Genomic DNA, 26300 nt, shown 5'->3' with positions numbered 1-26300 from the left:
GATGGCACGTGCTCCCCAGGGAGCGGAACCGCCGGGCCCGGTCAGGGCTCCAATCCTCAGGGGCTCAGGAGGTGGCGATGCGCAGACGCGACATGACCGGGGTGCTCGCCGGGTTGATCACCGTTCTCTTCGTCACGGCGCCGGCCGCACACGCCGAGGCGCCGGCTCCGCCCGAGCACATCGAGGCGTACGACGTGGCGTTGCGGGTCCGCCCGGACGGAGACATGCACGTCACGGAGACGATCAAGTACGACTTCGGGTCCGCGTCCGGGCGTCACGGCATCGTCCGCAGGATCAGTACGCGCCGGCAGGTGAGCGGCGCGTACGACCGGGTCATCTCGATTCGCGGTGTGCGGGCTCGTACCGACCCGCCGGGCGGGGACGGGCTGGCCGTCGGCAAGGACGGCGACGAGGAGGTCCTGAAGATCGGCGATCAGGACGCCACGGTCACGGGCGCCAAGACCTACGTCATCGACTACGACGTCCCCCGCGTGCTCCTCCCGGGCACCCGCCAGGACGAGCTTTACTGGAACGCCATCGGCACCGGCTGGAATGTCCCCATCAGCCGGGCGACGCTCACCGTCTCCGCTCCCGTTCCCATCGCCGCCGCGACCTGTTACCGCGGCCACGAGGACTCCACCACCCCCTGTCCCTTACAGCGTCACGGCACCACGATGACGGCCACCGGCGGACCCCTCCGTGCGAGGGACGGCATCACGGTACGGCTCCGGATCCCGCATCGGGCCGGCGTCATATCGCCGGAGCTCGTCCGCAGGCCCGACCCGTTCGGGCCGACCGCGGCGGCCGGGATCGCCGTGCTTCTCGCGGCGGCGCTGGCCGGTGGCATGGCCTGGCTCTTCGCTCCCCGGCCGATGAGAGAGCGACCGGCCGACCCGGCATCCCCTCCGGAAGGCATCGCTCCCGGACTCGCCGGCCTGCTCGGGGCCGGCGGAACCCTCTCCGCCGCTCAGCTCAACGCCGTCCTCCTCGACCTGGCCGTACGCGGTCATCTGCGGTTCGAGGAAGCCGGCCGGCACGAGATCCGCATCGTGGGTGGTGACGGAACGGGCGACGAACTCGCGCCGTACGAGTCGGCGGCCGTCCAGGCGGTCGTCGGCCGTGACGGCCGGCCGATCACCGCCACCGGTATGCGCAGTGGCGGCCGGCGATCCTGGGCGCACGTCGCCGAGCTGCTCCGGGACGAGGCGACCGAGCGGGGCTGGTACCGCTGGCGGCTCAGGACCCAGCGACTCGCCGTCATCTGGCTGATCGGCGGCACCGCAGCCGCCGGGGCGGCTCTGCTGGTCGTCGCCGGTCTCTTCGGCGCCATCGCCGGCGTGCCGACGGCCGGGCTCGGCTGGGGCGGGCTCGCGTTCCTTCTCGCCTCCGTGGCCGTCGCCTTCCTGGGCGGCCGCCCCGCGTTGACCGCGGCCGGGCGGCGCAAGACCGCCGAGGTCGGCGCGTACGCCGACGCGCTCGCCCGGTGGCCGGGCCGAAGAGAGGACGCCGACCTCGACACGCTCAGCCACGTCTTCCCGTACGCGGTGGCACTCGAGCGGACGAACGGGTTCGCCGGGCTCTGGGCGACGGCGATCGTGCGGACGGGCGGCGTGCCGTCCTGGTACGCCGCCGCGGAGACGAGCCGCGAGACCGGACGCCGGATCAGGGCGCTCGCGGGACTGGTCGCCGACCCGAGGCCGGCGGCACGCGTCCGGCGCCGCAACTCGTGGCTGTTCGGCACCGGCGGTCCGGCCGGAGTCGAGATCGGGTACGGCCAGGCGGCCGGCCTGGAAGGAGCAGGCGGCGGTTTCTCCGGCTCCGGTGGCGGCGCGGTCGGCGGTGGCGACGGCGGCGGAGGTGGCGGGAGCTGGTGACCGTACGCCCGTGAACGGCTTTCAACGAGATGTGGCTCTCGCACATTCAAGTCGCGTACCTGGGAAAGATCGGCCGCATGAGACGACGGGAGTTCATCGAGGCCGCGGTCTGGTGGACCGTGCTGTTCGCGGCGTACCTGGCGATCATCTCCACGATCTCGCTCACCGAGATCATCGTCGGGGCCGTCACCGCCGGGGCGGGAGCCGGCGGGGCGATCCTCACCCGCAGGCGGCTTCTCGCCGCCGACAACGACGAGCGCTACCGGCCGCGTGGCGGGTGGGCGCGATGGCTGCTGCGTCTGCCGGACCAGATCGCCGTCGGGTTCGTACGCCTGCTGCGGCCACGCGGTGAGTTCGCCGAGATCCGGCTGCCCGAGGACGAGCCCGCCGCCGCACGACGGGGGTATGCCGCGCTCGTCCTCTCGGTCGCGCCGGACACCTATGTGGCCGACGTCGATCCGGAGCGGAACGTGCTCGTCGTCCACCGGATCGGCGAGCGGCCGTCCGCGCTGGAACGCGAGGTGACGCGATGACCCCGCTCGCGGTCGGTCTGCCCGCCGCGTTCGCGCTGCTGGTCGCGGCCCTGTTTCCCAGCCTGCTCGGCACGCTGCGAGGGGAGCCGGTGGACCGCCTGGCCGGGCTCATCCTGGCCGGCCCGGCGGCGACGCTCACGCTGATGCTGCTGGCCGCGGGGTACGGGCGGCCCGCCTACCTCGACGCGGCGTTCATCATGGCCCTGCTGTCGTTCGCCGGGTCGCTCGTCTTCGCGCGCTTCCTCGGGGGGATCCTTTGAGCACCGCGCTCATCTGGGCGGGCACCCTGGTGGCCGCGTTCGCGACCGTACGGCTGCTGCTCACCCGTGACCGTTTCCTGCGCCTGCACTTCGTCTCGGCCGGGTCGGCCGTGGCCGCTCCGCTGGTGACCGCCGGGCTCGCGCTGGCCCCGTGGTCGTCCTGGCACGACGTCGCGAAGGTCGTGCTCACCGGCCTGCTCCTCCTCGTGACCGGGCCGGCCACCGTGATCGCGACGGCGCGCGCGTCGCGGCGGAGTTCCCGTGGCTGACGCGCTGACCATCGCCGCCCTGCTGCTGACGGCGTTCATGGCGACCACCGTGGTGCTCACCCGCGATCCCGCACGTCAGGCGATCGTGCTGTCGGCGTACGGTCTCGTGCTGGCCGTCCTGTTCGTCGTGATGCAGGCGCCCGACGTCGCGATGTCACAGACCGCGATCGGCACGGTGGTCGTCCCGCTGATCGTGATGCTGGCGGTCCACGCGATCCGGCGGCACCACGGCCGCGAGCCGGACGACGGGGGCGAGCGATGAGCCCCCGTGGCCGGCTGATCGTCCTGGCGTTCGGCGGGACCGGGCTCGCGGTGCTGTTCATCCTGGCCGCGCTCGGGCTGCCCGGCTTCGGCGGGACCTCCCACCCGTACGGGCAGCGGACCCTGCCGAACGCGGTCGCCCGGCACACCCCGAACGTCATCTCCTCGATCAACTTCGACCAGCGGGCGTTCGACACGCTCGGCGAGGAGCTGATCCTCATGGCGTCCGCCCTGGCCGCCGTCGTGATCCTGCGCACCGTACGCGCCGAGCAGGAGGACGCCGCGGGCGAGCACTCGTACGGTCCGGCCCAGGTCTATGACGCCCTGCGGCTCACCGGGTATCTCCTGCTGCCGGTCACGCTCATGACCGGGGTCTACATCGTCGCGCACGGCTACCTCTCCCCCGGCGGCGGTTTCCAGGGCGGCGTCATCCTTGGCAGCGCCATCCACCTGATCTACCTGTCCGGCGACTATCCCGCGCTGGCCCGGATCCGCCCGATCCCGGTGTTCGAGGCCGGGGAGGCGCTGGCGGCGGGCGCGTTCGTCATCCTGGCGCTGGGCTTCGCCGGGCAGGTCACGGCGATGAACGCGGTCGTCGGCCTGGAGGTCGGCTGTGCGGTCGTACTGACGCTGGCCAAGTTCTTCGAACAGGCCCTCCTCGTGAGGAAGCAGACATGAGCCAACTTCCCTACCTGGTGCCGGGCTGGATCCTGCTGGTCGGCATCTACGGAATCGTGACCAGCCGCAACCTCGTCCACGCCGTGGTCTGCCTGTCCGTGGCGCAGTCCGCCACGTACGTGCTCCTGCTATCGGTGGGGTACCAGCGGAAGGCGACGGCGCCGGTCTTCTCCGACATCAAGCCGACCCGCAACGTCGTCGACCCGCTCGTCCAGGCGATGACGCTCACCGACATCGTGGTGGGCGCGACGGTCACCGCGCTGCTGCTCGCCCTCACGGTCCAGGTGGCCAAGCGGCGCGGCACCGTCGACCCGGACGAGCTCCGCTCCCTCGAACCATGATCCTTCAGATCGCGATCGGCCTGCCGTTCACGGTGGCCACCCTGCTCGCGGCGACCGGACGGTGGCTGCCGCGCGTCGCCGTCGACGCGCTCGCCACCCTCACGGTCAGCGCCCTGGCCGTGCTCCTCGGCGTGGTCCTGGCGGGCGGCGACACGACCGTGTGGCTGGGCGGCTGGGGCGAGGGCGTCGGCATCCCGCTGGTCGCCGACGAGGTCTCGACCGGGCTCGCGCTGACGGTCACGGTCGTGGCACTGGCCGCCCTCGTCGTCTCCTGGCGTTACTTCGCCGAGGTCCAGGCCATCTTCCACACGCTGGTGCTGCTGTTCACGGGCGCGATGTGCGCGTTCGTCCTGACCGGCGACCTGTTCGACTCGTTCGTCTTCTTCGAGCTGATGAGCGTGGTCGCGTACGCGCTGACGGGCTACCAGTCCGAGGAACCGGACACCGTGCACGGCGCGCTGAACTTCGGCATCGTCAACTCCCTCGGCGCGTACTTCACCCTCATGGGCATCGGGCTCGTCTACGCGCGTACGGGCCAGCTCGGGTTCGTGGCGATCGGACGGCAGCTGCACGGCGACCACAGCACCATGGTGACGGTCGCCTTCGCCCTCATCTGCACGGGTTTCCTCGTCAAGGCGGCCGCGGTGCCTTTCCACTTCTGGCTCGCCGACGCGCACGCCGTGGCGCCGACCCCGGTGTGCATGCTGTTCTCCGGCGTGATGGTCGAGCTCGGCGTGTACGCGGTGGCGCGCACGTACCTGACGAGCTTCGCGGGCGCCGTCCCGGCCGGCGCCGTCCGCGTCTCGCTCATCACCTTCGGCTCGGCGGCGGCGTTGCTCGGGGGCGTGATGTGCGTGCTGCAGCGGCACATCAAACGGCTCCTCGCGTACTCCACGATCAGCCATGTCGGCCTGTTGCTCGTGGGCGTCGGCCTCCTCCACGAGGACGCGCTCGCGGGCGCGGCGTGGTACCTGGCCGGCCACGCGGGAGTGAAGGCGGGCCTGTTCGTGGGCGCGGGCGCCCTGCTGAACCGTTTCGAGACGGTCGACGAACACGATCTGCACGGGCGTGGCCGGTCGATGCACGTGGCCGGCACGATCTTCCTGCTGGGCGGTATGGGCCTGGCCGGCCTGCCGCCGTCGGGCACCTGGGCGGGCAAGGCCCTCATCGAGGAGTCCGGCGGCCACTGGGTGCTCGCACTGGGCGTGACGGCCTCCGCCCTGACCGCCGGCGCGGTACTCCGCGTGTGGCTACGGGTGTTCCGCGGAGCGGGGCCGCCGCGCCCGGGTGAGGCGGAGCCGTCCCAGCCGGACGCCACGCGGCACAAGGACGCGGAGACGGAGTTCAAGCTGTCGCGGCTGCCGTGGACGATGCTCGCCCCGGGAGTACTCCTGGTCCTCGCGGGCCTGCTGCTCGGCCTGGTGCCGGGCGGCGTCATCGGCCGCGCCGTCGAGCCCTTCACCCATCTGCCGGGCCCGGCTCCGGCGCCGTGGACGGTCACGGGCGTCGCCTCGGGCGCGCTCGCCGTGGTGCTCGCCTTCGCGGTGGCCGTCTTCGGCCTCCGCGGGCACGTCCCCCGTGCCGCGCTCCTGCACCGGCTGCACTCCGGCCACGTCGGCGACTATGTCGCCTGGCTCGCCGCGGGCGTCACCATCTTCGGGCTGCTACTACTCACCTGACGGCCGGGTCGGTGCTCAGGTGAGCAGCCGCCGTTTCCGGCCCCCGCGGGCACCTCCCCCGCCGCGCCCCTCCACCGCCTGCACCCCGGACACATCGGCGACCATGTCGCCTGGCTCGCCGCGGGCGTCACCATCTTCGGGCCGCCACTGCTCACCTGACGGTCAGGTGAGCAGCCGCCGTTTCCGGCCCCCGCAGGCGCCTCCCCCGGGCTGCGCTCCTCCACCGCCTGCACCCCGGCCACGCCGGCGACCATGTCGCCTGGCTCGCCGCGGGCGTCACCATCTTCGGGCCGCCACTGCTCAGATGAGGGCCGGTCGGCGGTCAGGCGTCGGGCTCCTCGTCCTCCTCCTCGATGGCGAGGAGTGTCTCGTCGGTGGCGACCGGGGCGTGGCGGCGGGGGGCGATGCCGAGGAGCTCACGTGCCAGCTCGTCGTTGCCGGCGAAGCCGGCCTCGGCGTCGATCAGCTGGGCGCCGTCCCACAGGACGAGCATGGCCGAGACCGCGTGCGCGGTCTTGTCGTGGTGCATGTCGTAGTGGGCGGCCATCGGGACCGTCTCGTAGTGCACCCACAGGTCGTGGCCGGTCATGAACAGGTCGAGGTCGAACTTCACCGTCAGGCCGAGCAGGTCCGGCTTGTACTTGTCGTCGATGCCGGCGAACGCCTCGTCCAGCGCGATCATGCGGGGGCAGGTCGGGCCGGCCGAGGAGTACAGCGCGTTGGCGGCCGCGAACAGGGGCAGGTGGATCGCGGCGGACTTCTCCCCGCCCGACATCACCGAGTGCCGGGCGCGGGTGAGCCGGACCTCGCTCTCCCCCGGTACGACGAGCAGCAGCTCGAACGTGTGCCAGGTGCGGTAGTCCAGCACCTCGGCGAGGACCTCCTTGTAGGTGGCCCGCGGGTGGCTCGTCCGGTAGCCGCGGATCATCTCGCGCAGGTTGCCGCGCAGCTCGGACAGGCCCGTGGCGCCGAGACCCTGGGCGTCGCGCTGGAGCAGCCGTGAGGTCGCGCGCTGTCTGTCGTCGATCTTGTCGGAGTGGGCCCACCGGATGCCGATGGCGGTACCCGAGGACATCGGGCGCGACCGGGTGTCGGCGTTCATCCCCCGTACGAGGTCGCGTGCGGTGAGGACGCGGCCGTGGATCTGCTGGGCCAGGCCGGTGAGGAGCTCGTCCTCCAGCACCGTACGCTCGCGGTCCTCCAGCAGGACGCCCTGCTCCCTGGCACGCTCGGCGACGCGGCGTGCGAAGACCGCGACCGGGTTACGGCCGTCCTCGTCGATCACGAAGACCATCACGACGCCGGTGGGGTCGTAGTCGAGCCGGTAGTCGGCCTCACAGGACGCGAGCGCGTCCCCGAAGGTGCGCAGGGCGTCCGACATCCGGCCGGCGGCGCTCTTGAGGGTGCTCTCGGCGACCGGACGCCCGCCGCCGACCTCGGCGCGGAACGCCTCCAGCAGCTCGATCACCCCGGCCGGGAACGCCCCGCGCACCGCCTGAGCCGGATCGACCGGCGCGGCACCGGTCACGGTGGAGGTGGCCTCTTCGGGGAGTGCTCCCCCCTGTCCGGGGGGGACCGTCCCGGTGGGGGTGGAATCGCCGCGGCCGGAGCCCACCGGATCGACCAAGTCCGCACCTTCCGCTGCGGGGGTGGCTCCGGCAGGGGATGCGCCCCGTGAGGCCGGACCGGCAGGGCCGGCTCCCCTGGGAGCGGTCCCCGCGGAAGCGGTCCCCGCGGGGACGATGCCGGTCGTGTCGCCAAAGGATGATCCCGTGGAGTCGACCGCCACGGCGCCGGCCGCGGTGGGCATGGTCCCCGTGTCCACGGATCCCGCGGAACCGGTGGCCGCCGCATCGCCGCCACGCGGACCGCCCGCCGCACCGCCGTCACGCGGACCCCCCGCCGCACCGCCGTCACGCGGACCCCCCGCCGCACCGCCGTCACGCGGACCCCCCGCCGCACCGCCGCCCCCTACGGGGGCGACGGGGGCTCCTTCCCCGAAGGCGGTCCCCTTGGAGCGAGCGCCTCCGGTGCCGGACAGGGCGTCGACGACGATCTGGCCGGCGTGTTCGGGGGTCCAGGCGGCGTCGGCGGGCCAGGGGCGGGCGTCCTCGACGCCCAGCAGGACGCGCAGGTCGCGGTGGGCGTACGGGGCGAACGAGGCCGCCTGCTCGAACAGGCCGTTCATCGCCTCCGACACCGACTTGCGGCCGTTGCGGAGGTCGGCCTCGGCGTTGACGAGGACGCGGTCCTCGCGTGCGGCCTCGGCCTGCTGCCGCTCGAACTCCCGGTCCGCCGTGTCGATCAGCTGCTCGATCTCCTCGATCTGGGCCAGGATCTGCTTGATCGGCGCGTCCAGTGCCTTTTCCCGCTCCGCGAACTCCTCGACGGCCGCGCCGTGTGCCTTTTCCTTCGCCGTCAGGGTCTCCGCGTCCTCGGCGTGCTGGACGCTCAGCCGCTCGAGGTTCGCGCGGCGGCCGTCCAGGTCGTTGTCCAGGAACACGGCGTTCTTGCGCTCGGCGTCCAGGTGCCCGGCCGCCGAGGTGAAGTCCTCGACGGCCTGCGCGACCGCGTCGACGGCGTCGGCCGTGGCCGGCATGCCGCGTTCGGACGCCGCCTGGCGGAGCCGGCGGCGGCGCGCGTCGACCTCCGCCGTCGCGCCTTCGAGCGCCTTGCGCGCCTCGCCGTCGGTGGTGCGCGCGACGGTCAGCAGGATCGCCTGGTCAGCGACGCGCTTGACCGCGCCGACCAGCGGCTTGGCCGGCGGCAGCTCGCGCTGGGCGCGCTTGAAGTCGGCGAGCAACGTCACCAGCCGGTCCAGCCCGGCCGCGGCCTCGGCGTCCGAGGCCTCCAGCCGCGCGATCGTCTCGTCGTACTCGGCGAGCCGTGCGCGACGACGGTGCTCCCGGTTGGTGGCGCCGATGAACTCCGGGGCCCGCTTGGGCCGCGCGCCCACCTGCACGCCGTGGCCGAACGCCGCCCGCTCCGTGACGAAGGGCGAGCCCACGTCGCCGGGCCGGTCGCCGGCGAGGGCGACCGAGCGCAGGACCGCGGCGACGGCCTCCGCCGGGACCAGGTCCTGTTCTTCGGGGACGAGGACGTCCGCGAGCGTGCGCCCCGGCGCCTCGGACGCACCCGGCACCAGGTAAGCGTCGGACTCGCCCGACTCCACCGCCGCCGCCGTCATCGCCGGGTCGGGGTGGACCCAGGCGGTCAGCATGCCGGCGCCGTAGAGGGCGCCCTCGATGCCGGCGGCCAGCTCCTCGGGCACGTCGTCGGCGAAGCGCACGAGCCGCCACAGCGGGGCGCCGGCCCGGTCCGTACGGTCGGCGGTACGCAGGTCGTTCGCCGGCGGCGCGTCGTCGTGTTCGGCGGCGACCGCGGCCCGTGCGGCGCGCTGCCCCTCCAGGTCGGCGGCGAGCGTGTCCCTGCGTGTGGTCAGCGCCTGCCTGCGCTCGGCGACCGCGATGCGCCGGTCGTCGGACCGCCCGGCGAAGACCTCCGGCAGGCTCGGGGCGCCGGCCTCACCGATCTGGTCGAGCGCGGCGGTGAGCGCGGCGACGTCGGCGGGCTCGGCGACCGGCTCCGCGCCGCCGGACCAGTGCCCGGCCCACTGGGAGAGGACCTCGGCGGCCTCGCGGCGTACGGCGGCGAGGTGTGCGTCGGCCTCGGCGCAGTCGGCCTCCCGCCGCCGCAGCACCTCGCCGGCCTCGGCCGAGACGTCCTCGGCACGTCCGCGGTCGTCTTCGGCGGCGCCGACCTGGGTCAGATGGTCGCGTACGCGGGCGATGTCGTCGCGTCGCGCGGTGCCGCGCGCGGACGCCGCGACGAGCAGGTCGTCGCCCGTGTCGGCGGGGCCGTCGCCGTCGGTCGCGATCCCGGCGCGCTCGGCGGCGTCGGCCAGGGCGTCCGACCAGCGTCCGATGGCGAGCCGGGAGGACTCCAGGCGGTGTTCGGACTCGGTGGCCTCGCGGGTCAGCAGCCGGATGTTGTCGCCGGCGCGGCCGAGCCGGACGCGCTCCTTGTCGATCTCGGCCTCGGTCGTGGCGATCTGCGCCCGCATGCGGTCCAGGTCGCCCTGCTTGCGGTAGGCGTCGTGGCTCTTGAGCGCGCCCAGGCGAGCGCCGAGCGAACGGCGTTGTTCCTCGGCGGCGTCGCGGGCCCCGGCCGCGGCGTCGCGGGCGCGGCTCGCGCGCGCGACCTCGGCCAGCGCCTCGGCGATCGTGCGGGCATGCCCGGTGGCGCTCTCGAAGCCGGCCTGGACACGGTCGAGCTTGGCCTTCGCGTGTACTTGGAGATAGGTCGTGTAGTCGGCCATGAACGCGGTGACGGCGGTGTCGGCCGCGGTCAGGTCGTCGAACAGCCGCTGTACGGCGGCGAGGTTCTCGAAGTCGCGCGCCGCCTGGTCGACGAGCTCCTCGTCGACGGGGCTCAGGCCCGCGGTGAGGGTGTCGGAGACCTTGCCCGGGTCCAGGTCCTTGGCGAGCAGGGGCCGGCGGAGCGCCAGAAGCAGGTCGAGGAGCTGGGTGTAGCGCTCGCGGCCCAGCCCGAACAGCCGCGCGTCGACCGCGTCGCGGTATTCGGTGGCCGTCTTGTACGCCGCGCCGGGTTCGAGGACCTCACGCAGCTGCCGGTCCGTGAGCGGTCGTGAGTCCGGGCCGAGCAGCCCGAAGTCGACGCCGAGCCGCCTGCCGGTGACGAAGAACGAGGAGCGTACGCCGTCGCGGTTGCGGTGCGCGCGCAGCCCGATGACCAGGGTCACCGTCTCCGTCGGTGCTCGATGCGCGCGCTCGCCTCCTCCTCGCTCCGCGGGCGCTCCTGCCGGCCGCTCGCCCGCGTCCGCTCGTGTCGGCTGCTCGCTCCCGCTCCTCACGCTCGCTCGTGTTAGCTGCTCACTCCCGCTCCTCACGCTCGCTCGTGTTAGCTGCTCACTCCCGCTCCTCACTCGCTCCGCGGACGGCTCGTCCCTCACCACCCACTCCGCTCGCTCGCTCGCGCTCGCTCGTGCGAACTCCATCCAGACGTAGCCGTACTCGGCCTCCTGGCCGCGGTAGAGAAGGTTGGACTTCATCGTGCGGTTGTCGCCGCTGAACGGGTCGAGGCGCCGGGCGTCGGCGACCCCGTCGAACACGAACGGGAACAGCACCTCCAGCGCCTTGGTCTTGCCCGACCCGTTGTGACCGCGCAGCACCAGCCGTCCGTCGGCGAAGACGAACTCCTCGTCCGCGTAGTCCCAGACGTTGATCACGCCCGCGCGCGAGGGCTGGAACCTGTCGTCCCGTGCCGTCATGACGTCTCTCCTCCGGAAGGGCCGGACAGGTCGAGGGGCAGCTGGGCCGTGTCGGCCAGGGCCAGCGTGATGTTGCGGTAGCGCACCGCCGCGGGCAGGACCAGGACACCGCCGGGGACCGGTCGCACGAGGCTCAGCTCACCGAGAAAGGTCACCGCGGCGGCCAGCAGCCCGCGGGGGTCCTGCTGCCAGGCGCTCGTGAAGGAGGCGGCCCCGAACTCCTCGAACAGGTCATCGATCATCGCGTCGAGCCGGCTCCACTCGACCAGCGGGGCCGTCGTCGCGTCGCCCGGCGGCGCCGGGTCGGCGGACTCCGGCGGCGTCCAGGCGAGCTCGCGTACGACGCCGGACTCCGGCAGGCCCGAGTCGATCCGTGCCACCAGCTCGGCATGGTCGTCGGCCTCGCTCGGCGTCTCGATCAACGCCGGAGTGTGCCCGGGGTCCTCCAGCAGGTCGGCGATCTTGGCCAGCAGCAGCCCGGCCGTACGGTTGATCGCGCCTCCGCGCCCGGGGAAGGGCCGGTCGGTGAAGGCCCCGCCCGCGTCGGCGAGCATGATGCCCTCCGCGCGGCGTTCGACGACGAGCCCGGTGAAGCGTGCCAGGTCCTCGGCAAGGCCCGGCCTGCGGAGCAGGTCGGCGATGGCGGGGGCGACGTCGGCGTAGTAGACGACGGGCCGCTCGGTCAGGAGCCGCCGCGCGCGCTGGGCGACGGCCTGCGGATGCACCGCCCCGTCCACGCGCGACAGCGGGTCGTCCAGGAGCCCGGCCGCGCTGGCGAGGTGCTGTACGGGCCGTGCGGGCTTGAAGAGCACGGTGCAGATGTCGTGGTCGATGTCGTAGAGCGCGTCGCCGTGCTCGCTGTCGCGCGCCCACGCCTCCAGCGAGCCGTCGGACAGCCGGAGGGCGCCGCGGTCCACCAGCCAGCCGAGCACGTCGACGACGGCCGCCTTGTGCGCGCTCACCGTCGGGTCGAAGCCGAGCCCGTCGATGGCGTTGGCGGACGGGGTGAAGACGCGTACGAGGTCGGCCAGGCTGATCTCCACGCGGGACCGCTGGAAGGAGGCGAGCACGAGGCAGAGGTAGGCCATCCGCCGCTGGTCGAACGGCCGTCCCTTGCGGGCGAACATCAGGCCCTGCGTCGGGTCGAGGCGGTCGATGCGGCGGACCAGGCGCACCTGGCGCGTGTCGGCGATCAGGGTGTAGCCGAGCAGCTCGCGGAAGTCCCTGGCCATCTCGTCGGCCCACCGCAGCACCTGCTCCAGCGCGCCGGGCCTGGGGCGGGTGGCGGTGATCAGGTCGCAGGTCAGGACGCGGCGTACCGCCTGCTGGTATGCGCCGAGGTCGGTGGCCTGGACTCCGGCGGCGGCGCGGGGGCGCCGCATCAGGAGACCCCTCGGCCGCTGCGGGCGGGCACGAGCTCGAGGGTGAAGCCGGGCAGGTGCAGCAGCCCGCGCGCGGTGGCGACCGTGCTCCCCGCCTCCGACGGCGACAGCCGCATCATCACGGTGTCGCTCGCTCCGGACGCGGCACCGAGCCGGCCGGCGACGACCGTGCGGGCTTCGAGGGCGCGGGTGAGGAGCTTGAGCAGGACCCGCGTCTCGTCCTCGTCCAGGACGCGGTCGTACGCTCCGGAGCCGAGCAGCCGCCCGGCCGCGTCGCGCTCGGCCGCGCGCTCGGCGGCCTGCCGCCTGCGCAGCTCGACCCGGGCGCCGGCGTTGGTGCGCACCGGCTGCGGCACGCCGGTCGTGGGCGCCTTGCCGGTGCGGAACAGGCTGATCGACAGCTCCACGCCCGGCGCGTCCCACCAGGTCGCGCGCTCGGAGATCTGCTCGGCGTCGTCGTGCGCGCCGCCGAGGTGGCGGGCCGACCGCAGGTTGAACGCCCCGGACATCAGCGCGTGCGCGGCGGCGTTGTCGGGGGCGCCCCACACCCATTCGGCCAGATGCCGCAGCTGCGTGGCGCGGTTGACACCGCCCCGCTGTGCCTCGGTGATCTGGCGCAGCAGCGCGATCACGCCCGAGACCGCCGTGCGCGTCGCGGCGCGCAGCTCACCGGCGCGCGAGTCGCCGGCGCCGTCGGCGGCGAACCACTCGCGCAGGGCGGTCCAGCGCCGCTCCCATTCGTCGAGACGCTCCCCGTAGGTCATGAACGGGCGCTCGTCCGCCTCGGCGGCACGGGCGAGAAGGGTGCCCAGGCCGGTGTCCTCCACCTCGTGCACCGCACGGCCGAGCCGGCCGAGGTATCGGTCGAGCTCGGCCATGAAGTCGGTCATGTGCGTGAGCAGCGCGTTTTTGTAGCGGAGGAACAGGTCCGGGGAGGTGTCGGTGGAGCGGACGATCTCACCGAGGGTCACATGGAACTGGGCCGAGCGCCGCCCCATGTCCTCCATCACCGAATCCAGCCGGGAGAGACGCCGGTAGACCTGCTCGGTCTCACCCGCCCGGTTGGCCGCCGCGAGCGCCTTGAGGTCCTCCAGGATGTCGGAGAAGACCAGGCGCGAGAGGTTGGCGTCCTGGATGCGCGCCTCGAGAAGGTCCTCGACCGCCGTGTAGGCCCAGTAGCCCAGCTCGCTGAACTGGTAGACCGACTGGCGGTTGCGGTAGCGGACCAGGTTGCCGGCGCGCGACGCGTCGTCGAAGCGGTGCACCACGCGGTCCTCGTGGAGCGCGTCGAGCCGGCTGCGGAGGTTGCCGTCGAGCGTGGGCACGTCCTCGTACAGCTCGGACAGCTCGCTGAGCGCCGCCGCGACCTCGTCGCTGTCGACCTGGACGTGGTGCACGGCACGTAGCCGGTCCATGGCCCGCAGCACCCACAGGTACGCGACGTGGTCGTCACGGCGCGTGAAGTTGAAGAGCCGGAACCTGTCGCTCACCGCGAGTGAGTCCAGATCCAGCGCTCTGCGCCCGTTCACACATCTCCCCCGTCAATCCACCCCGACCAGGGAAGCGTAGGCAACACCACCGACAACTCGCGCCTCAATCGGCGTTCCCCGAAACCCGTATTGCACCGATAACTGTTGTTTCGTGGTTTGAACAAGCCTAGTTTGATCCAAGATCTACGACGCGGGAGGCGAGCCGGTGGGCGACCAGGACGGCGGTCTCGCGGCCGACGGTCGCGGCTCCGGCGGCCTGGAGCGCTATCTGGAGCGGCTCACCGAGGAGCTCGGCAAGGCGCGCGGTGCGGGTCATCCGGCCGGCCAGGCGCGGCACCTCGCCCAGGTGCAACGGCTGTCCGGGTGGGCACTCCGCCAGGCCGTCGCCACGTGTCACGAGGACCAGGGCATGACCTGGCCGGACACCGCCTCCGCCGTACAGATCCCGTCAACGGTCCTCTCCCGGCAGTACGAGGCGGGCGGCCGCATCGTCGTCGACGACGATCCGCCGTCCACCGCGAGCCCGGACGCCCCGGCGCTAGGCGGCAGAGTCCCCCACGTCGAACTGTTCATCCTGGGCGAGCTCGCGGTCCGCGTCGACGGCCGGGACCTGTCCGTTCCCGGAGGAGCGCGCATGCGCGCGCTGCTGGGCGCGCTCGCACTCGCCCCGGGCGATGTCGTGGGCGAGACGCGGCTGCTCGAGCTGGCCTGGGGCGAGGGCAAGGGCAGCCGCCGTGCCCTGCAGTGCACGGTGCACCGGCTGCGTACGTGGCTTCGTGACGTCGCGGGCGCGGCATGCGGCCTGGAGTTCACCGGGTCGGGATACCGGCTGGCGATGCCCGACGACGCCGTCGACATCGCCCGGTTCCGCGACCGCGTGAAGGCGAGCGCCACGACCTGCGACCCGGAGCGACGGCTGGCCCTGCTGTCCGCGGCTCTCGGCGAATGGCGCGGGCCGGTGCTCGGCGGCCGTCCCGAATGGCTGACCGCCGACCCCATCGTGCGGGCGGTGGAACAGGCCCGAGTCGACGCCGCCGGGGCGCTGGCCGAGCTCGCGTCACAGCTGGGCCGCCCGGCCGAGTTCGTCCCGGCCGTGGGCGCGGTGGCCGCCGCCGCCCCGTACGACGAGCCTCTGCACGCACGGCTCGTACGGCTGCTGTCGAGGTCCGGCCGGCACGCCGAGGCCCTGCTCCATGTCGAGCAGGTACGGCAACGGCTCGCCGACGACCTCGGGATCGGCCCGTCCGGCGAGGTCAGGAACGCCCACGTGGCGGCGCTGCGGGGCGACGACCGGTTCTGCTCCGTCCCGAGGCAGCTGCCGTCGGACATCCCGGACTTCACCGGCCGCAGGGAGGAGTTCGCGGCGATCGGCGGCCCGCTCCTGTCGGGCGGCAATCCGTACGGCCCCTGCGTCTTCGTGATCAACGGACCGGCGGGGATCGGCAAGAGCGCGTTCGCCGTGCACACCGCGCACCGCGTCGCTCCCCTCTTCGACGACGGGCAGTTACACGCGAACCTGCGCGGACCCGGTTGCCGGCCGGCCGACCCGGCGGACGTCCTCGGCCGTTTCCTGCGTGCCCTCGGCGTCCACGACCAGGCGATCCCGGCCTCGTTCGAGGACCGCGCGGCCCTCTACCGGTCGCGTACGGCGGGCCGCCGGATCCTCGTCGTGCTCGACGACGCCCGCGACGAGAGCCAGGTCCGGCCGCTGGTGCCCGGGACCACCGGCTGCGCGGTGCTGGTCACCACCCGGCGCGATCTCCCCGGGCTGGCCGGAGCGCGCGTGCTGGCGCTCGGCGCGCTCGCCCAGGACGACGCGGTCCGGTTGCTCGGCGCGGTGTCGGGCCGTGAGGACATGGCCGTTGACCCCGAGGCACCGGAGATCACGCGCCTGTGCGGCGGCCTGCCGCTGGCCGTGCGTGTCGCCGGGGTGTGCCTCGCGACCAGGCCACGGCTGACCGCCGGCAGACTCGCCACCCGCCTGCGTGACGAGGACCGCCGGCTGGACGTCCTCGGCCTCCACGGGCTCGCCGTCCGGCCGAGCCTGGACTCGGGCTACCGGGACCTCGCGCCCGGCGAGCGGCGAACGGTCCGGTTACTCGGTCTGCTGGCCGTCCCCGACCTCGCGGCCTGGGCGGCCGGCTCCCTGCTGGGCGTCTCGCCGGACGCCGCGACGACGCTCCTGGAGGCGCTCGTCGACGCGAAGGTGGCGAACCTGCTCGGTGAGGACGTGGCCGGGCAGCCGCGTTACGGCCTGCCGGTGCTCACGCGGCTGCACGCGCGGGAACGCGCGTACGCCGAGGACGCGAGCCCGGCCCGCGAAGCGGCGTTGCGACGGGCCTTCGGGGCCTGGCTGTGCGGGGTGAGGCGATCCGCGGACCCGGAGGACGTCGCGCCGCCCGTACGGGACGGGGCCGGCCACGCGACGCTGCGGCCGGCCTGGTTCGAGGCCGAGGCGGACGCCGTACGAGCCGTCGTCGACCAGGCGTGGGCTCTCGGGGCGGCGTTCGACGACCTCACGGTCGCGCTGGCCCGCTCGGCAGCCGGCTGTTACGCGCGACTGGGCCGGGAGGACGACGTCCGGCACCTGCGCCGGGTAGGGCGCGCCGCGGCGCGCAGGGCGGCTTCCTGAACATCACCGCCGACGGCACGCCGCCACCGCGCGCCGGGGCGCTGAGCTCACAGTCCGCCACCGCCGGTCGCGTCGATCACTCTGCCGGTGACCCACCGGGCATCGTCGGAGGCGAGGAAGGCGACGATGTCGGCGATGTCCGCGGGTTGTCCGACGCGGCCGAGGGCGGCCAGGGAGGCGGCGTGGGCCTGGGCGCCGGGGTTTCCGCGCAGCCATCCGGCGTTGACGTCGGTGTCGACGATTCCGGGAGCCACCGAGTTGGCGGTGATGCCGCGCGGCCCCAGGAGCTTGGCCAGGTTGAGGGTGAAGGTGTCCAGGGCACCCTTGGTGGCGCCGTAGGCGATGGCCTCGGGCATGGCCAGGCGAGCCGCGCCGCTGGAGATGTTGATGATCCGTCCGCCGTCGCGCAGCCGCTTCAGCCCTTCCTTGACGATGAAGAACGGTGCACGGACGTTCACGGCGAAGACCTCGTCGAACCCCTCCTCGGTGAGCGTGGTCAGGTCGGCGCTGCGGCCGATCCCGGCGTTGTTGACGATGATGTCGACGCCGTCGCCGGGGGCGTGGGTGCCGACCAGGGCGTCGAAGGCGGCCCACAACGCGGCCGCGTCGCCGTGGCCGCCCAGTTCGGCCCGGATCGCGAAGGCCCGGCCGCCGTTCTCGCCGATCCGCTCGACGACCTCGGTGGCCGCTGTCCGGTCGCGGGCGTAGGCGACGGCCACGACGGCGCCGTCACGGCCCAGCCGCTGGGCGATGGCCCGGCCGATTCCCCTGCTGCCGCCGGTGACCAATGCGACCCTGCCGTCCAACGCGTGCGCACCCATGGGTGGCCCTCTTTCTTTGTTGAGTGATGACTCAACAAAGAGGCTAACACGCTTTGTTGAGTGAGCGCTCTACAATGGGGGGATGAGTACAGCAGGCGGGACACGGGGACGCCCCCGGACCTTCGACCGCGACGCGGCGCTGGCGGCGGCCACCCAGCTGTTCTGGGAGCGCGGCTACCAGGCCACCTCGGTCAGTGAACTCACCCAGGCGATGGGCATCAGGCCGGCCAGCCTGTACGCCGCCTTCGGCGACAAACAGTCGCTGTTCAAGGAGGTGGTGGCCGCCTACGGGCACTCACCCGCCGGCGCCTTCGTGGGTGCGGCCCTCGGGGAGGAACCAACCGCCTACGCGGCGTTCGCCCGCATCCTGCGCGAAGCCGCGGAGATCTACCCCGACCCCTCCCACCCGGCCGGGTGCCTGACCATCTCCGCCGCCACCAACGTCGCCGTCCAGGACGCCGACGTCGAGGCGTTCCTGCGCGACCTGCGCAACGCCAACCTCAGGGTCTTCCAGGACCGTCTCACCGCCGCGCGACAGGCAGGAGAACTACCCGGCGACACCGACCCCCATGCCCTGGCCGGATACTTCGCCGCCGTCATCCAAGGGATGTCACAACGCGCCCGGGACGGAGCCGGCAGGACCGAACTCATCCAGGTCGCCGAGCTGGCCCTGACGGCTTGGCCCACACACCGGCCGTCCCCGCGGAACCGACCCGCCTCTCGACCGGACTGACCACCCTGAACAACGAGCCCTCCACGGTTCCCGGCAGCCGTTGAGAGCGAACTGAGAGCGAACCGCGAGCGAGGGTCGGTGACAATGCAGCCGTGATCGCAGCGCCGGGCGCCGAGGCCCGCTCGAACGTCATCGCCGCCGCCCCGCCTTTCCTCCGCTTCGATCCGCCCGAGCTCCACGAGGGCTCACTCATCGTCCGGGCGGTCCCCGCCGATCTGCGCGAACGCCGGCGGCTGGCTCGCGACTCCCCCCTGGCGTACCTGTACGAGCAGGTACCCGATGGCGAACCCGAGCAGGACCTCACCTTCACGGCCGGGCACTACGACGAGGCCAACCTGGTGTGGTCATTCTCCGGAGAGGTGACCGGAATCTTCGGTCTCACCCAGTCGACGTCGCCGGAACAGCCGGCGAGGAACGAGGAGGATCCCTCATGTCCGACACACTCACCCGGGAACCGCTGAACACGTCGCTCTCATTCCTGGCCGGCCACCACGTCGAACTCGCACCGCCGGCCGACCCCCGCGAGCAGCCGCTCGCCTACCTGTACGCCGAGTGGGACGGCCAGGTGTCCGAGCCCATGGGCGGCCACTACGACCAGGACACGCAGACCTGGACGTTCCCGCCCGGCACCACCACCGCCGGCATCTCCACGAACACCTCGACCAGTTGCTATGCGGGCAGTGACACCTGCAGAGACGACGTGTGCGCCTGATCGATGACCTCGTCGCCGACGCCCTGCGTCCTCATCCTGACCCAGGAATTCGATCCGACCGTCGACCCCGTCATCCGGACTCTCTCGGAGCGGGGCGCCGAGGTCGTACGCGTCGACCTGAGCTACTTTCCGCGACGGTTGAGCTTCACGACCTCCGACTTCGACGACAGGCGGCGGTTGTTGCGCGACCGCGACCGTGAGGTCGATCTCGATCGGCTCGCGGGCGTTTGGTACCGCCGCCCGACCGGGTTCGACTTCGGCCCCGAGATGGGCGAACCAGAGAGGATCTACGCACGCAAAGAGGCGATGCAGGGCATCGGCGGCATCCTGCGCGCGACCAACTGCCTGTGGGTCAACCGGCCGGACATCGACGCGATCGGGGAGCTGAAGCCGTACCAGCTGGAGCTGGCGAAGCGGCTCGGGTTCCGCGTGCCGAGGACGTTGCTGACCAACGATCCGCAGGAGGTCAGTGCGCTGCTCGACAGTGCCGACCGGCCCATCGTCTACAAGTCGTTCACCGGCGGAGTGATCCACTATCCGGGCGCGTTCCCCGGTGGGTTGCTGACGACGGTGGTCGGGGACGAGATCCGCGAGCACCTCGACCGCGTCGGCCACACGATGTGCATGTTCCAGGAGTACGTCGACAAGGCCTACGAGGTGCGGCTCACCGTGATCGGGAACACCTACTTCCCGGTGACGATCAAATCCCAGGACATGGACACGACGAAGGTGGACTGGCGCGGTCAGGCGGGCGAGCAGGCCTCCCTGCCCTACGGCGACTACCAGCCACTGCCCGACGAGATCATCAAGAAGACCCAGGCGTTGTTCGCCGAGCTCGGCGCGGTCTACGGCGCGGTGGACTTCATCGTCACGCCGGACGGGGAGTACATCTTCCTGGAGGTCAACCCGGCGGGTCAGTTCATGTGGATGCACTTCGACCTCGGCCTGGAGATGGGCGAGTGCATGGCTGAGCTCCTCATGCGGGGCGGCCCGTTCGAGCGAGGCGAGGTGACCCAGGTCGGGTACTGACGGTCCGGACGAGGAGTGCGCGTGTCCGATGTGACGTCCTCACTTACGGTGGGCTGTCAGGCGGTCATCGTGGTGGCGTTCGGCACCTCGACGGCCGCCAAGGTCACCGGCCGGGCCGCGTACGCGGACTTCCAGCACTGGCTGTCGGCCAGTGCTGGAGTCCCCTCGCGTCTGGCGCCTGCGGTCGCGGTCGTGGCCGTGGCCGCCGAGGCCGCGACGGCGGTGGCCATGGTGGTCCCCCCGCTCGTCCCGGCCGGGTTCATGGTGGCGACGGTGCTGCTCATCGTCCTCACCGCGAGCGTCCAGTCGATGATCCGCCGGCGGGTCAGGGTGCCGTGCCGCTGCTTCGGCGCCGGCCGCCACCCGCCCGGTACGGCACACCTCGCCCGCAACCTGACCCTGCTCGTGGCCGCGGCCGGCGGCCTCGTCATGACCACCACCTCGGCCGGACCCGCGCCGTTCGGCTCCGCGTGGGTCCTCGCGGCCACCGCGGGCGTCGCGGGCGCCCTGCTGCTGATCAACCTGGAAGAGATCATCACGCTGGCCCGGCCCGTGAGCACGGGCCCGCGGCCACGGGCCCGTGAGGAGACCCCATGACGGCGGTCGTCGGTGTCCTGTGCCTGATCAACATCGCCCTGATGCTCGGCGTCATCCGCCGCCTGAACGACCATTCCCGGATGCTGGCGGAGAAGGCCCCTGGCCGGGCCGAGCCCGCGCCGCTCGGCGTGCCGCCGGGCGAGCGGGTGGGCGACTTCACGGTGACGGCCGTGGACGGCGAACCGGTGTCGAGGGCGGACCTGAACGGATCCACGCTGATCGGGTTCCTGGCGCCCGGATGCCCGTCCTGCGAGGCCGGCCTCCCGGACTTCATCAGCCGTGCCGAGGCCGCCGCGGGCGGCCGTCACCAGGTCCTGGCCATCGTCCTCGGCTCGTCGCCGGGGGCCGGTGAGCTGTGCGACCAGCTCAGACCGGTGGCCCGGGTCCTGACCGAGACGGAGGAGGGCGGTCCCCTCGTCACGGCCTTCGGTGTCGGCGCCCTGCCGGCGTTCGCGCTGCTGTCCGGCGACACGATGGTGGCGAGCTACGCGACCGCCGAGCGCATTCCGGATACCGCGCCGGTATGACCGGTCCGGACGACGACACGACCCACTCCGCCCTGGCCTCGGTCGGCGCCTCGCTGGCGATGGCCTGGGCGTCCGGCCCCGGACGGTTGCTGCTCCGGGTCGCCCTCGCCGTCGTGGCCAGTGTCGTGCCGGTGACGGCGGCGTGGCTGACCAAGACCGTGCTCGACCGCCTGACCGCCACGGCCGGCCGGCCCGTGCTGCTCCCGGTGCTCCTGCTGGCCCTGACCGGTGTGGCCGCCGCCGTCCTGCCCCAGGCCGTGCAGTTCGCGGAGGCGGAGATGAAACGCGCGATCGACCTGACCGCACGTGAACGCCTCTACGCCGCGATCGGCAGGATCCCGGGCCTGCGCCGCTTCGAGGACCCGAGGTTCCACGACCGTCTCTCGCTGGCCGCCGACACCGGGCCGTCCGGCCCGTCGGAGGTCATCAGCGGCGGGCTCGGCGGCGCCCAGGGCGCGCTCATGCTCGCCGGGTTCGTCGGCACGCTGGCCGTTCTCAGCCCGTGGATGCTCCTGCCCGTGACGTTGGCCGCGGCCGTCGCACTGCGCGGGGAGATCCGGCTGAGCCGCTACCGGGCCCGCACGATCTGGCGGCTCGGTACCTCCACCCGCCGCGAGTTCTTCTACGCGCAGCTGCTGACCAGCATGAGCGCGGCCAAGGAGGTGCGCCTGTACGGGCTGGGCGGGCTCTTCGGCACGCGCATGCTCACCGAACTGGCGCACATCAACGCCCAGCGCAGCCGGATGGGCCGCCGTGAGCTCGCCGTTCAGGGCACGTACGCGTTCCTCGGCGCGCTCGTCGCGGGCGCCGGGCTGGTGTGGGCGGTGAACGCGGCGCGGGCCGGCCGGCTCACCGTCGGGGACGTCTCGGTCTTCATCGCGGCGGTCGCCGGGGTGCAGACCGGCCTGACCATCGTGATCAGCAGCACCGGGCGGATGCACGAGGCGATGATCCTGTTCGGGCACTACCGGCACGTCGTCGGCGCCGGCCCGGACCTGCCCGGCCCGCCGGACGGCGGAGCCGGCCGGCCGGTGCGCCCGCTGCGGACCGGCATCGAACTGCGCGACGTCTGGTTCCGCTACGGCGACGACCTCCCGTGGATCCTGCGCGGTGTCACGATGACCATTCCGGCCGGCCACGCGACCGCGCTGGTCGGACCGAACGGCGCCGGCAAGAGCACCCTGGTGAAGCTGCTCTGCCGCTTCTACGACCCCACCCGCGGCGCCGTGCTGTGGGACGGCGTCGACATCCGGGAGCTGCCCGTCGACGTCCTGCGCCGCCGCATCGGCACCGTCTTCCAGGACTACATGGCCTACGACCTCAGCGCCGCCGACAACATCGGCGTGGGGAACCTGGACGCGATGGCCGACCGTGAGCGCATCGTGGCCGCCGCCCGCCGCGCCGGGTGCGACCCGGCCCTGGAGGCGCTGCCGCGCGGTTACGACACGATGTTGTCGCGGGCCTTCGAGTCCACGGAGTACGACGATCCCGGCAGCGGAGTGATCCTGTCCGGTGGCCAGTGGCAGCGGGTCGCCATCGCCCGCGCCCTGCTGCGGGACGACACCGACCTGCTCATCCTCGACGAGCCGAGCGCCGGTCTCGACGCCGAGGCCGAATCCGAGGTGCACCGACGGCTCCGCGAGCACCGCGCCGGCCGTACGAGCCTGCTGATCTCGCATCGGCTCAGCACGGTACGGGACGCCGAGGCGATCGTGGTGCTGTCCGGCGGCGTCGTGGCCGAACAGGGCGGCCACGACGACCTCCTTGCCGCAGGCGGCATCTACGCCGGGCTCTTCGAGCTCCAGGCGTCCGGTTACCGTGACGACGTGCGGTCGTGACTCTCAGCCGAACAGCGGGAGGCGATCGGCCAGCGGTCCCAGGGCGATCCGGTCCTGCTCGGACACGCCGGCGCGGCCGGTTCCGGTGCGGGCGTAGGTCACGTCGTCCCAGGACAGCGGCAACGGCTCACCGAGCAGCCCGTCGAGCGTCTCCCTGACCACCCGCAGCGGCCCGGCCGACGGCAGGGGCCGGTCCAGCGCGACGACGAGGTCGAGATGGTGGACCGCCGCCTCGACCACCAGGGTCCGTACGAGGTCGCCGGCGCGCAGCACACGGCCCTGGGTACGTACCGGAAGCTCGGGATCGGTGTGCACCGCGGCGTACACGACCGCCTCGGCGGTCTCGGCGTAGCTGTCCAGGATCGGGCGCAGACCCGGATAGACGCTCGCGCTGATCCGTACCATCCGCAGGCTCGCCCGCGCGGCGTCCGTACCCGGCCGCCAGCGCCTCCAGTAGGACACGGCGTCGGTGTCGGGCGCCGTACCGGCCGGGCTGGCGAGCGCCACCAGCGCCCGTTGCGCGTCGCCGCGCAGGTGGAAGAGCAGGTCACGCACCGTCCAGCCCGCGCATCCGGTCGGCAGCCACTCCTCCTCGGCGCCGATGTTGCGCAGGGCGGCCACGACGTCGCGGTAGGAGGTACTGAGCGCTTCCTGGTCTGTCATGGGCCCACACTCTCCTGATCACCGCCCGGTCGCAATGTGGCGCCGCAGGTCGCAGTATGGGCGGAGAAGGCGCAGCGATCGAGGAGGCAGGCTCATGGCCGGTACACCCCGCAGTCAGGACTGGTATTCGGGCACCGATCGGAACGCCTTCATCCACCGGGCCTGGATGCGGCGCGGTCTCCCCTCGGACGCCTTCGACGGGCGGCCCCACATCGCGATCGCCAACACCGCCTCGGACCTGTCGCCCTGCAACAGCCACCTCGGCGAGGTCGCCGCGAGCGTCAAGGCCGGCGTCTGGGCGGCCGGCGGCATCCCGCTGGAGCTGCCGGTGCCCTCGCTGGGCGAGACGCAGCTGCGCCCGACGGCGATGCTGTTCCGCAACCTGGCGGCGATGGCGGCCGAGGAGATGATCCGCGCCAACCCGGTGGACGGCGTGGTGCTGCTCGGCGGCTGCGACAAGACGATCCCCGCGCTGCTGATGGCCGCCGCCTCGGTCGACCTGCCGGCGCTCGTCGTGCCGGGCGGCCCGATGCTGACCGGTCACTTCCGCGGCACGCCGCTGGGGTGCGGCACCGACGTGTGGCGGCTCAGCGAGGAGGTGCGCGCGGGCACGCTGTCGCAGGACCGGTTCCTGGAGGCCGAGTCCTCGATGATCCGCAGCCGCGGCCACTGCAACACGATGGGCACCGCCTCGACGATGGCCTGCGTCGCCGAGGCGCTGGGCATGACGCTGCCCGGCGTGGCCGGCATCCCGGCGCCGGACAGCCGCCTGCTCGAACGCGCCCACGAGGCCGGAACCGCGATCATGGAGATGGTCGCGGAGGACCGGCGTCCGAGCACGGTCCTGTCGCGCGGCTCGTTCCTGAACGCGATCGTGGCGCTGGCCGCGATCGGCGGCTCCACCAACGCGGTCGTCCACCTGCTGGCGATCGCCGGGCGCGCGGGCATCCCGCTGACCCTGGACGACTTCGACCACGCCGGCGCGAAGGTGCCGCTGCTCGTCGACCTGCAACCGGCCGGGGCGCACCTGATGGAGGACTTCCACCGGGCCGGCGGCCTGCGTGCGGTGCTGGCCGAGGTGGCCGACCTGCTCGACGGCTCGGCCCTGATGGTGACCGGGCGGCCCATCGGCGAGGGCCTGGCCGAGGCCGAGATCCACGACGAGACCGTCATCCGCCGCCGTACCTCGCCCCTGCAGGAGGAGGCGGGCATCGCCGTCCTGCGCGGCAACCTCTGCCCCGACGGCGCGGTCGTCAAGCCCGCCGCCGCGTCACCGTCGCTGTTGCGCCACCGCGGCCGCGCCGTGGTCTTCGACAGCATCGAGGACATGCGAGCGGCCCTGGACGACCCGGACCTGGACGTCGACGAGGACAGCGTGCTGGTGCTCCGCGGCTGCGGGCCGAAGGGATACCCGGGGATGCCGGAGGTGGGCAACATGCCGCTGCCGGCGAAGCTGCTCGCCAGGGGCGTCCGCGACATGGTGCGGATCAGCGACGCCCGCATGAGCGGCACCGCGTACGGCACGGTCGTCCTGCACACGGCCCCGGAGTCGGCCGCCGGCGGCCCGCTCGGGAAGGTACGGACCGGGGACATGATCGTCCTGGACGTGGCGGCGCGGCGCCTGGACGTCGACCTGCCCGAGGGCGAGCTGGAGGCACGCGAGCCCGCGTCCGGCGCCGCCCACGCCGCTCCGGTCCGTGGCTGGGAACGCCTCTACATCGACCACGTGCTGCAGGCCGACAAGGGTGCCGACCTGGACTTCCTGACGGGCTCCAGCGGGAGCGAGGTACGGCGCGAGTCGCACTGAGCCGCCGGCTGGTACGTTCTGCGGGTGACGACTCGCTCCGCATCATGGTGGCGCCGCCCTTAGGCGGACTGTCGTTTCACGCTTCCAGACCGCCGCTCCCGTAGCCGGTCTGGGCTGGTCGTGCCGGGCCGTGAGCCCGGGAGCCGACCAGAGGACGACTCATGAGCGACAATCCCCTCGACGAGATCCGTGCCGAGATCGACCGCCTCGACCGGCGGCTCGTGACCCTGCTCGCCGAACGCGAGGGCCTCGTGCGCAGGGCCGGGCGGCTGAAGGCCGACACCGATGCCGTACGGGCTCCCGGCCGCGTGGAGCAGGTCGTGGCCAAGGCGCGCGCCCTGGCCACGGAGGCCGGTGCCTCACCGGACGTGACCGAGCGTACGTACCGGGCGATGATCGCCGCCTTCATCGACCTGGAGCTGACCACCTTCCGCGAGCCGCCCGGCGTGTAACGTCCCGCTCCCTCATTCCCGCTGGTCGAGATCGAGTTCGAGCGGCGGGAACCGCGCGAGATACGCGTGGGCCAGCATGGTCAGTTCTTCCGGTGTCGCGTCCGGCAGGCGGTCGAAGTCGGCGGGGTGAACGTCGAGGGTGAAACTCCCCCCGGAGCCGTCGTCGAGAGCGGCGATCACGATGCACCGAAGCAGCGTGGTCCCTTCCGGGCCGAAGACGACCATCCACAGGGATCGGACGCGGTCTTTGTGCGCGCCCCACCATGCCGGGCGGCCGACGGCGCTCCACTCCTTTTCGCGTGCCACCGTCATAAGGCGTTCGAGGGCGGGAGGAGACATCGTCTTGATGTCTCCTCGTCCCGCTGTCGTGTAGAGATCGACGGTCGGCCAGCTTCTGCCGTGACGATCGCCCTTGGTGAATCGCATTCAAAG

At 72.8% G+C, this 26300-nt stretch carries 24 protein-coding genes; 18 read left to right on the top strand and 6 right to left on the bottom strand.

Translation table 11 applies throughout. The features are described from left to right. Positions 1-77 precede the first annotated feature (77 nt). From FB559_RS33765 to FB559_RS33730, 8 genes are all read left to right on the top strand, one after another. Complete coding sequence (locus FB559_RS33765; RefSeq protein WP_141960987.1) at positions 78-1874, top strand: DUF2207 domain-containing protein; 1797 nt, start codon at positions 78-80, stop codon at positions 1872-1874. 77 nt (positions 1875-1951) lie between these two features. Further along, on the top strand, positions 1952-2407 hold the full coding sequence (locus FB559_RS33760) for a hypothetical protein (protein ID WP_141960986.1): 456 nt from the start codon (positions 1952-1954) through the stop codon (positions 2405-2407). After that, the gene (locus FB559_RS33755) at positions 2404-2667 is read left to right on the top strand and encodes an MrpF/PhaF family protein (protein ID WP_141960985.1); all 264 of its coding nucleotides are present in this window, start codon (positions 2404-2406) and stop codon (positions 2665-2667) included. Before FB559_RS33760 ends, FB559_RS33755 begins: the two co-directional genes overlap by 4 nt. Further along, positions 2664-2936, top strand: a complete 273-nt coding sequence (locus FB559_RS33750; RefSeq protein ID WP_141960984.1) for a monovalent cation/H(+) antiporter subunit G — start codon at positions 2664-2666, stop codon at positions 2934-2936. The genes FB559_RS33755 and FB559_RS33750 overlap by 4 nt, the downstream gene beginning before the upstream one ends. After that, complete coding sequence (locus FB559_RS33745; protein ID WP_141960983.1) at positions 2929-3198, top strand: Na(+)/H(+) antiporter subunit B; 270 nt, start codon at positions 2929-2931, stop codon at positions 3196-3198. Before FB559_RS33750 ends, FB559_RS33745 begins: the two co-directional genes overlap by 8 nt. After that, positions 3195-3875: an MnhB domain-containing protein gene (locus FB559_RS33740; protein ID WP_141960982.1), complete on the top strand. Its 681-nt coding sequence runs from the start codon at positions 3195-3197 to the stop codon at positions 3873-3875. Before FB559_RS33745 ends, FB559_RS33740 begins: the two co-directional genes overlap by 4 nt. Beyond that, complete coding sequence (locus FB559_RS33735) at positions 3872-4216, top strand: sodium:proton antiporter (RefSeq protein ID WP_141960981.1); 345 nt, start codon at positions 3872-3874, stop codon at positions 4214-4216. The genes FB559_RS33740 and FB559_RS33735 overlap by 4 nt, the downstream gene beginning before the upstream one ends. After that, positions 4213-5895, top strand: coding sequence for a complex I subunit 5 family protein (locus tag FB559_RS33730; RefSeq protein WP_141960980.1), 1683 nt, complete (start codon positions 4213-4215; stop codon positions 5893-5895). The genes FB559_RS33735 and FB559_RS33730 overlap by 4 nt, the downstream gene beginning before the upstream one ends. 322 nt (positions 5896-6217) lie before the next feature. Here the strand turns inward: FB559_RS33730 and FB559_RS45870 are convergent, their stop codons facing one another. The 3 genes from FB559_RS45870 to FB559_RS33710 are packed head-to-tail and all read right to left on the bottom strand — an operon-like array spanning position 6218 to position 14096. Continuing rightward, positions 6218-11185: an SbcC/MukB-like Walker B domain-containing protein gene (locus FB559_RS45870; protein ID WP_246122286.1), complete on the bottom strand. Its 4968-nt coding sequence runs from the start codon at positions 11183-11185 to the stop codon at positions 6218-6220. After that, on the bottom strand, positions 11182-12567 hold the full coding sequence (locus tag FB559_RS33715; protein WP_141960979.1) for a DUF2398 family protein: 1386 nt from the start codon (positions 12565-12567) through the stop codon (positions 11182-11184). The genes FB559_RS45870 and FB559_RS33715 overlap by 4 nt, the downstream gene beginning before the upstream one ends. Next, on the bottom strand, positions 12567-14096 hold the full coding sequence (locus FB559_RS33710; RefSeq protein WP_141960978.1) for a TIGR02677 family protein: 1530 nt from the start codon (positions 14094-14096) through the stop codon (positions 12567-12569). Before FB559_RS33710 ends, FB559_RS33715 begins: the two co-directional genes overlap by 1 nt. A gap of 166 nt (positions 14097-14262) precedes the next feature. Here FB559_RS33710 and FB559_RS33705 point away from each other — a divergent pair, with 166 nt between their 5' ends. Next, positions 14263-16689: an AfsR/SARP family transcriptional regulator gene (locus FB559_RS33705; RefSeq protein ID WP_141960977.1), complete on the top strand. Its 2427-nt coding sequence runs from the start codon at positions 14263-14265 to the stop codon at positions 16687-16689. Between the two features lie 47 nt (positions 16690-16736). Here FB559_RS33705 and FB559_RS33700 read toward each other — a convergent pair whose 3' ends face one another. Further along, positions 16737-17510, bottom strand: coding sequence for an SDR family oxidoreductase (locus FB559_RS33700; protein ID WP_141960976.1), 774 nt, complete (start codon positions 17508-17510; stop codon positions 16737-16739). Positions 17511-17592: 82 nt separating this feature from the next. Between FB559_RS33700 and FB559_RS33695 the strand changes: the two genes are divergently transcribed. From FB559_RS33695 to FB559_RS33665, 7 genes are all read left to right on the top strand, one after another. Then, on the top strand, positions 17593-18243 hold the full coding sequence (locus FB559_RS33695) for a TetR/AcrR family transcriptional regulator (RefSeq protein WP_141960975.1): 651 nt from the start codon (positions 17593-17595) through the stop codon (positions 18241-18243). A 92-nt stretch (positions 18244-18335) separates the two neighbouring features. After that, entirely contained in the window at positions 18336-18704 is a 369-nt protein-coding gene (locus FB559_RS33690) for a hypothetical protein (RefSeq protein ID WP_141960974.1), read from the top strand. Beyond that, positions 18674-18955 carry a hypothetical protein gene (locus FB559_RS33685; protein WP_141960973.1) on the top strand — a complete coding sequence of 94 codons (282 nt, stop codon included), beginning with the start codon at positions 18674-18676 and terminating at the stop codon, positions 18953-18955. Before FB559_RS33690 ends, FB559_RS33685 begins: the two co-directional genes overlap by 31 nt. A gap of 3 nt (positions 18956-18958) precedes the next feature. After that, positions 18959-19984, top strand: a complete 1026-nt coding sequence (locus FB559_RS33680) for an MvdC/MvdD family ATP grasp protein (RefSeq protein WP_141960972.1) — start codon at positions 18959-18961, stop codon at positions 19982-19984. Positions 19985-20005: 21 nt separating this feature from the next. After that, positions 20006-20581, top strand: a complete 576-nt coding sequence (locus tag FB559_RS33675; RefSeq protein ID WP_141960971.1) for a MauE/DoxX family redox-associated membrane protein — start codon at positions 20006-20008, stop codon at positions 20579-20581. Then, entirely contained in the window at positions 20578-21108 is a 531-nt protein-coding gene (locus FB559_RS33670; protein ID WP_141960970.1) for a TlpA family protein disulfide reductase, read from the top strand. Before FB559_RS33675 ends, FB559_RS33670 begins: the two co-directional genes overlap by 4 nt. After that, the gene (locus FB559_RS33665) at positions 21105-22946 is read left to right on the top strand and encodes an ABC transporter ATP-binding protein (protein ID WP_141960969.1); all 1842 of its coding nucleotides are present in this window, start codon (positions 21105-21107) and stop codon (positions 22944-22946) included. Before FB559_RS33670 ends, FB559_RS33665 begins: the two co-directional genes overlap by 4 nt. A 3-nt stretch (positions 22947-22949) precedes the next feature. Here FB559_RS33665 and FB559_RS33660 read toward each other — a convergent pair whose 3' ends face one another. After that, positions 22950-23609, bottom strand: a complete 660-nt coding sequence (locus FB559_RS33660) for a maleylpyruvate isomerase N-terminal domain-containing protein (RefSeq protein WP_141960968.1) — start codon at positions 23607-23609, stop codon at positions 22950-22952. Positions 23610-23703: 94 nt separating this feature from the next. Between FB559_RS33660 and FB559_RS33655 the strand changes: the two genes are divergently transcribed. Together FB559_RS33655 and FB559_RS33650 are read left to right on the top strand one after the other, a co-directional pair. Beyond that, complete coding sequence (locus FB559_RS33655; protein ID WP_141960967.1) at positions 23704-25416, top strand: IlvD/Edd family dehydratase; 1713 nt, start codon at positions 23704-23706, stop codon at positions 25414-25416. Positions 25417-25577: 161 nt separating this feature from the next. Further along, the gene (locus tag FB559_RS33650; protein ID WP_141960966.1) at positions 25578-25868 is read left to right on the top strand and encodes a chorismate mutase; all 291 of its coding nucleotides are present in this window, start codon (positions 25578-25580) and stop codon (positions 25866-25868) included. A gap of 12 nt (positions 25869-25880) precedes the next feature. On the opposite strand, the gene FB559_RS33645 is transcribed toward FB559_RS33650, so the two are convergent. Further along, on the bottom strand, positions 25881-26294 hold the full coding sequence (locus FB559_RS33645; protein WP_141960965.1) for a hypothetical protein: 414 nt from the start codon (positions 26292-26294) through the stop codon (positions 25881-25883). Positions 26295-26300: the final 6 nt, after the last annotated feature.

Source organism: Actinoallomurus bryophytorum (assembly GCF_006716425.1).
GTDB lineage: Bacteria > Actinomycetota > Actinomycetes > Streptosporangiales > Streptosporangiaceae > Actinoallomurus > Actinoallomurus bryophytorum.
This window is presented reverse-complemented; position numbering and strand designations above follow the sequence as displayed.

What these genes read in the sequence shown, in the direction of transcription:
- FB559_RS33730 (WP_141960980.1), top strand. Translation starts at nt 4,213, where the DNA reads ATGATCCTTCAGATCGCGATCGGCCTGCCGTTCACGGTGGCCACCCTG.
- FB559_RS33700 (WP_141960976.1), bottom strand. Translation starts at nt 17,510, where the DNA reads ATGGGTGCGCACGCGTTGGACGGCAGGGTCGCATTGGTCACCGGCGGC.
- FB559_RS33760 (WP_141960986.1), top strand. Translation starts at nt 1,952, where the DNA reads ATGAGACGACGGGAGTTCATCGAGGCCGCGGTCTGGTGGACCGTGCTG.
- FB559_RS33665 (WP_141960969.1), top strand. Translation starts at nt 21,105, where the DNA reads ATGACCGGTCCGGACGACGACACGACCCACTCCGCCCTGGCCTCGGTC.
- FB559_RS33755 (WP_141960985.1), top strand. Translation starts at nt 2,404, where the DNA reads ATGACCCCGCTCGCGGTCGGTCTGCCCGCCGCGTTCGCGCTGCTGGTC.
- FB559_RS33735 (WP_141960981.1), top strand. Translation starts at nt 3,872, where the DNA reads ATGAGCCAACTTCCCTACCTGGTGCCGGGCTGGATCCTGCTGGTCGGC.
- FB559_RS45870 (WP_246122286.1), bottom strand. Translation starts at nt 11,185, where the DNA reads ATGACGGCACGGGACGACAGGTTCCAGCCCTCGCGCGCGGGCGTGATC.
- FB559_RS33685 (WP_141960973.1), top strand. Translation starts at nt 18,674, where the DNA reads ATGTCCGACACACTCACCCGGGAACCGCTGAACACGTCGCTCTCATTC.
- FB559_RS33715 (WP_141960979.1), bottom strand. Translation starts at nt 12,567, where the DNA reads ATGCGGCGCCCCCGCGCCGCCGCCGGAGTCCAGGCCACCGACCTCGGC.
- FB559_RS33660 (WP_141960968.1), bottom strand. Translation starts at nt 23,609, where the DNA reads ATGACAGACCAGGAAGCGCTCAGTACCTCCTACCGCGACGTCGTGGCC.
- FB559_RS33655 (WP_141960967.1), top strand. Translation starts at nt 23,704, where the DNA reads ATGGCCGGTACACCCCGCAGTCAGGACTGGTATTCGGGCACCGATCGG.
- FB559_RS33645 (WP_141960965.1), bottom strand. Translation starts at nt 26,294, where the DNA reads ATGCGATTCACCAAGGGCGATCGTCACGGCAGAAGCTGGCCGACCGTC.
- FB559_RS33670 (WP_141960970.1), top strand. Translation starts at nt 20,578, where the DNA reads ATGACGGCGGTCGTCGGTGTCCTGTGCCTGATCAACATCGCCCTGATG.
- FB559_RS33680 (WP_141960972.1), top strand. Translation starts at nt 18,959, where the DNA reads ATGACCTCGTCGCCGACGCCCTGCGTCCTCATCCTGACCCAGGAATTC.
- FB559_RS33765 (WP_141960987.1), top strand. Translation starts at nt 78, where the DNA reads ATGCGCAGACGCGACATGACCGGGGTGCTCGCCGGGTTGATCACCGTT.
- FB559_RS33650 (WP_141960966.1), top strand. Translation starts at nt 25,578, where the DNA reads ATGAGCGACAATCCCCTCGACGAGATCCGTGCCGAGATCGACCGCCTC.
- FB559_RS33695 (WP_141960975.1), top strand. Translation starts at nt 17,593, where the DNA reads ATGAGTACAGCAGGCGGGACACGGGGACGCCCCCGGACCTTCGACCGC.
- FB559_RS33740 (WP_141960982.1), top strand. Translation starts at nt 3,195, where the DNA reads ATGAGCCCCCGTGGCCGGCTGATCGTCCTGGCGTTCGGCGGGACCGGG.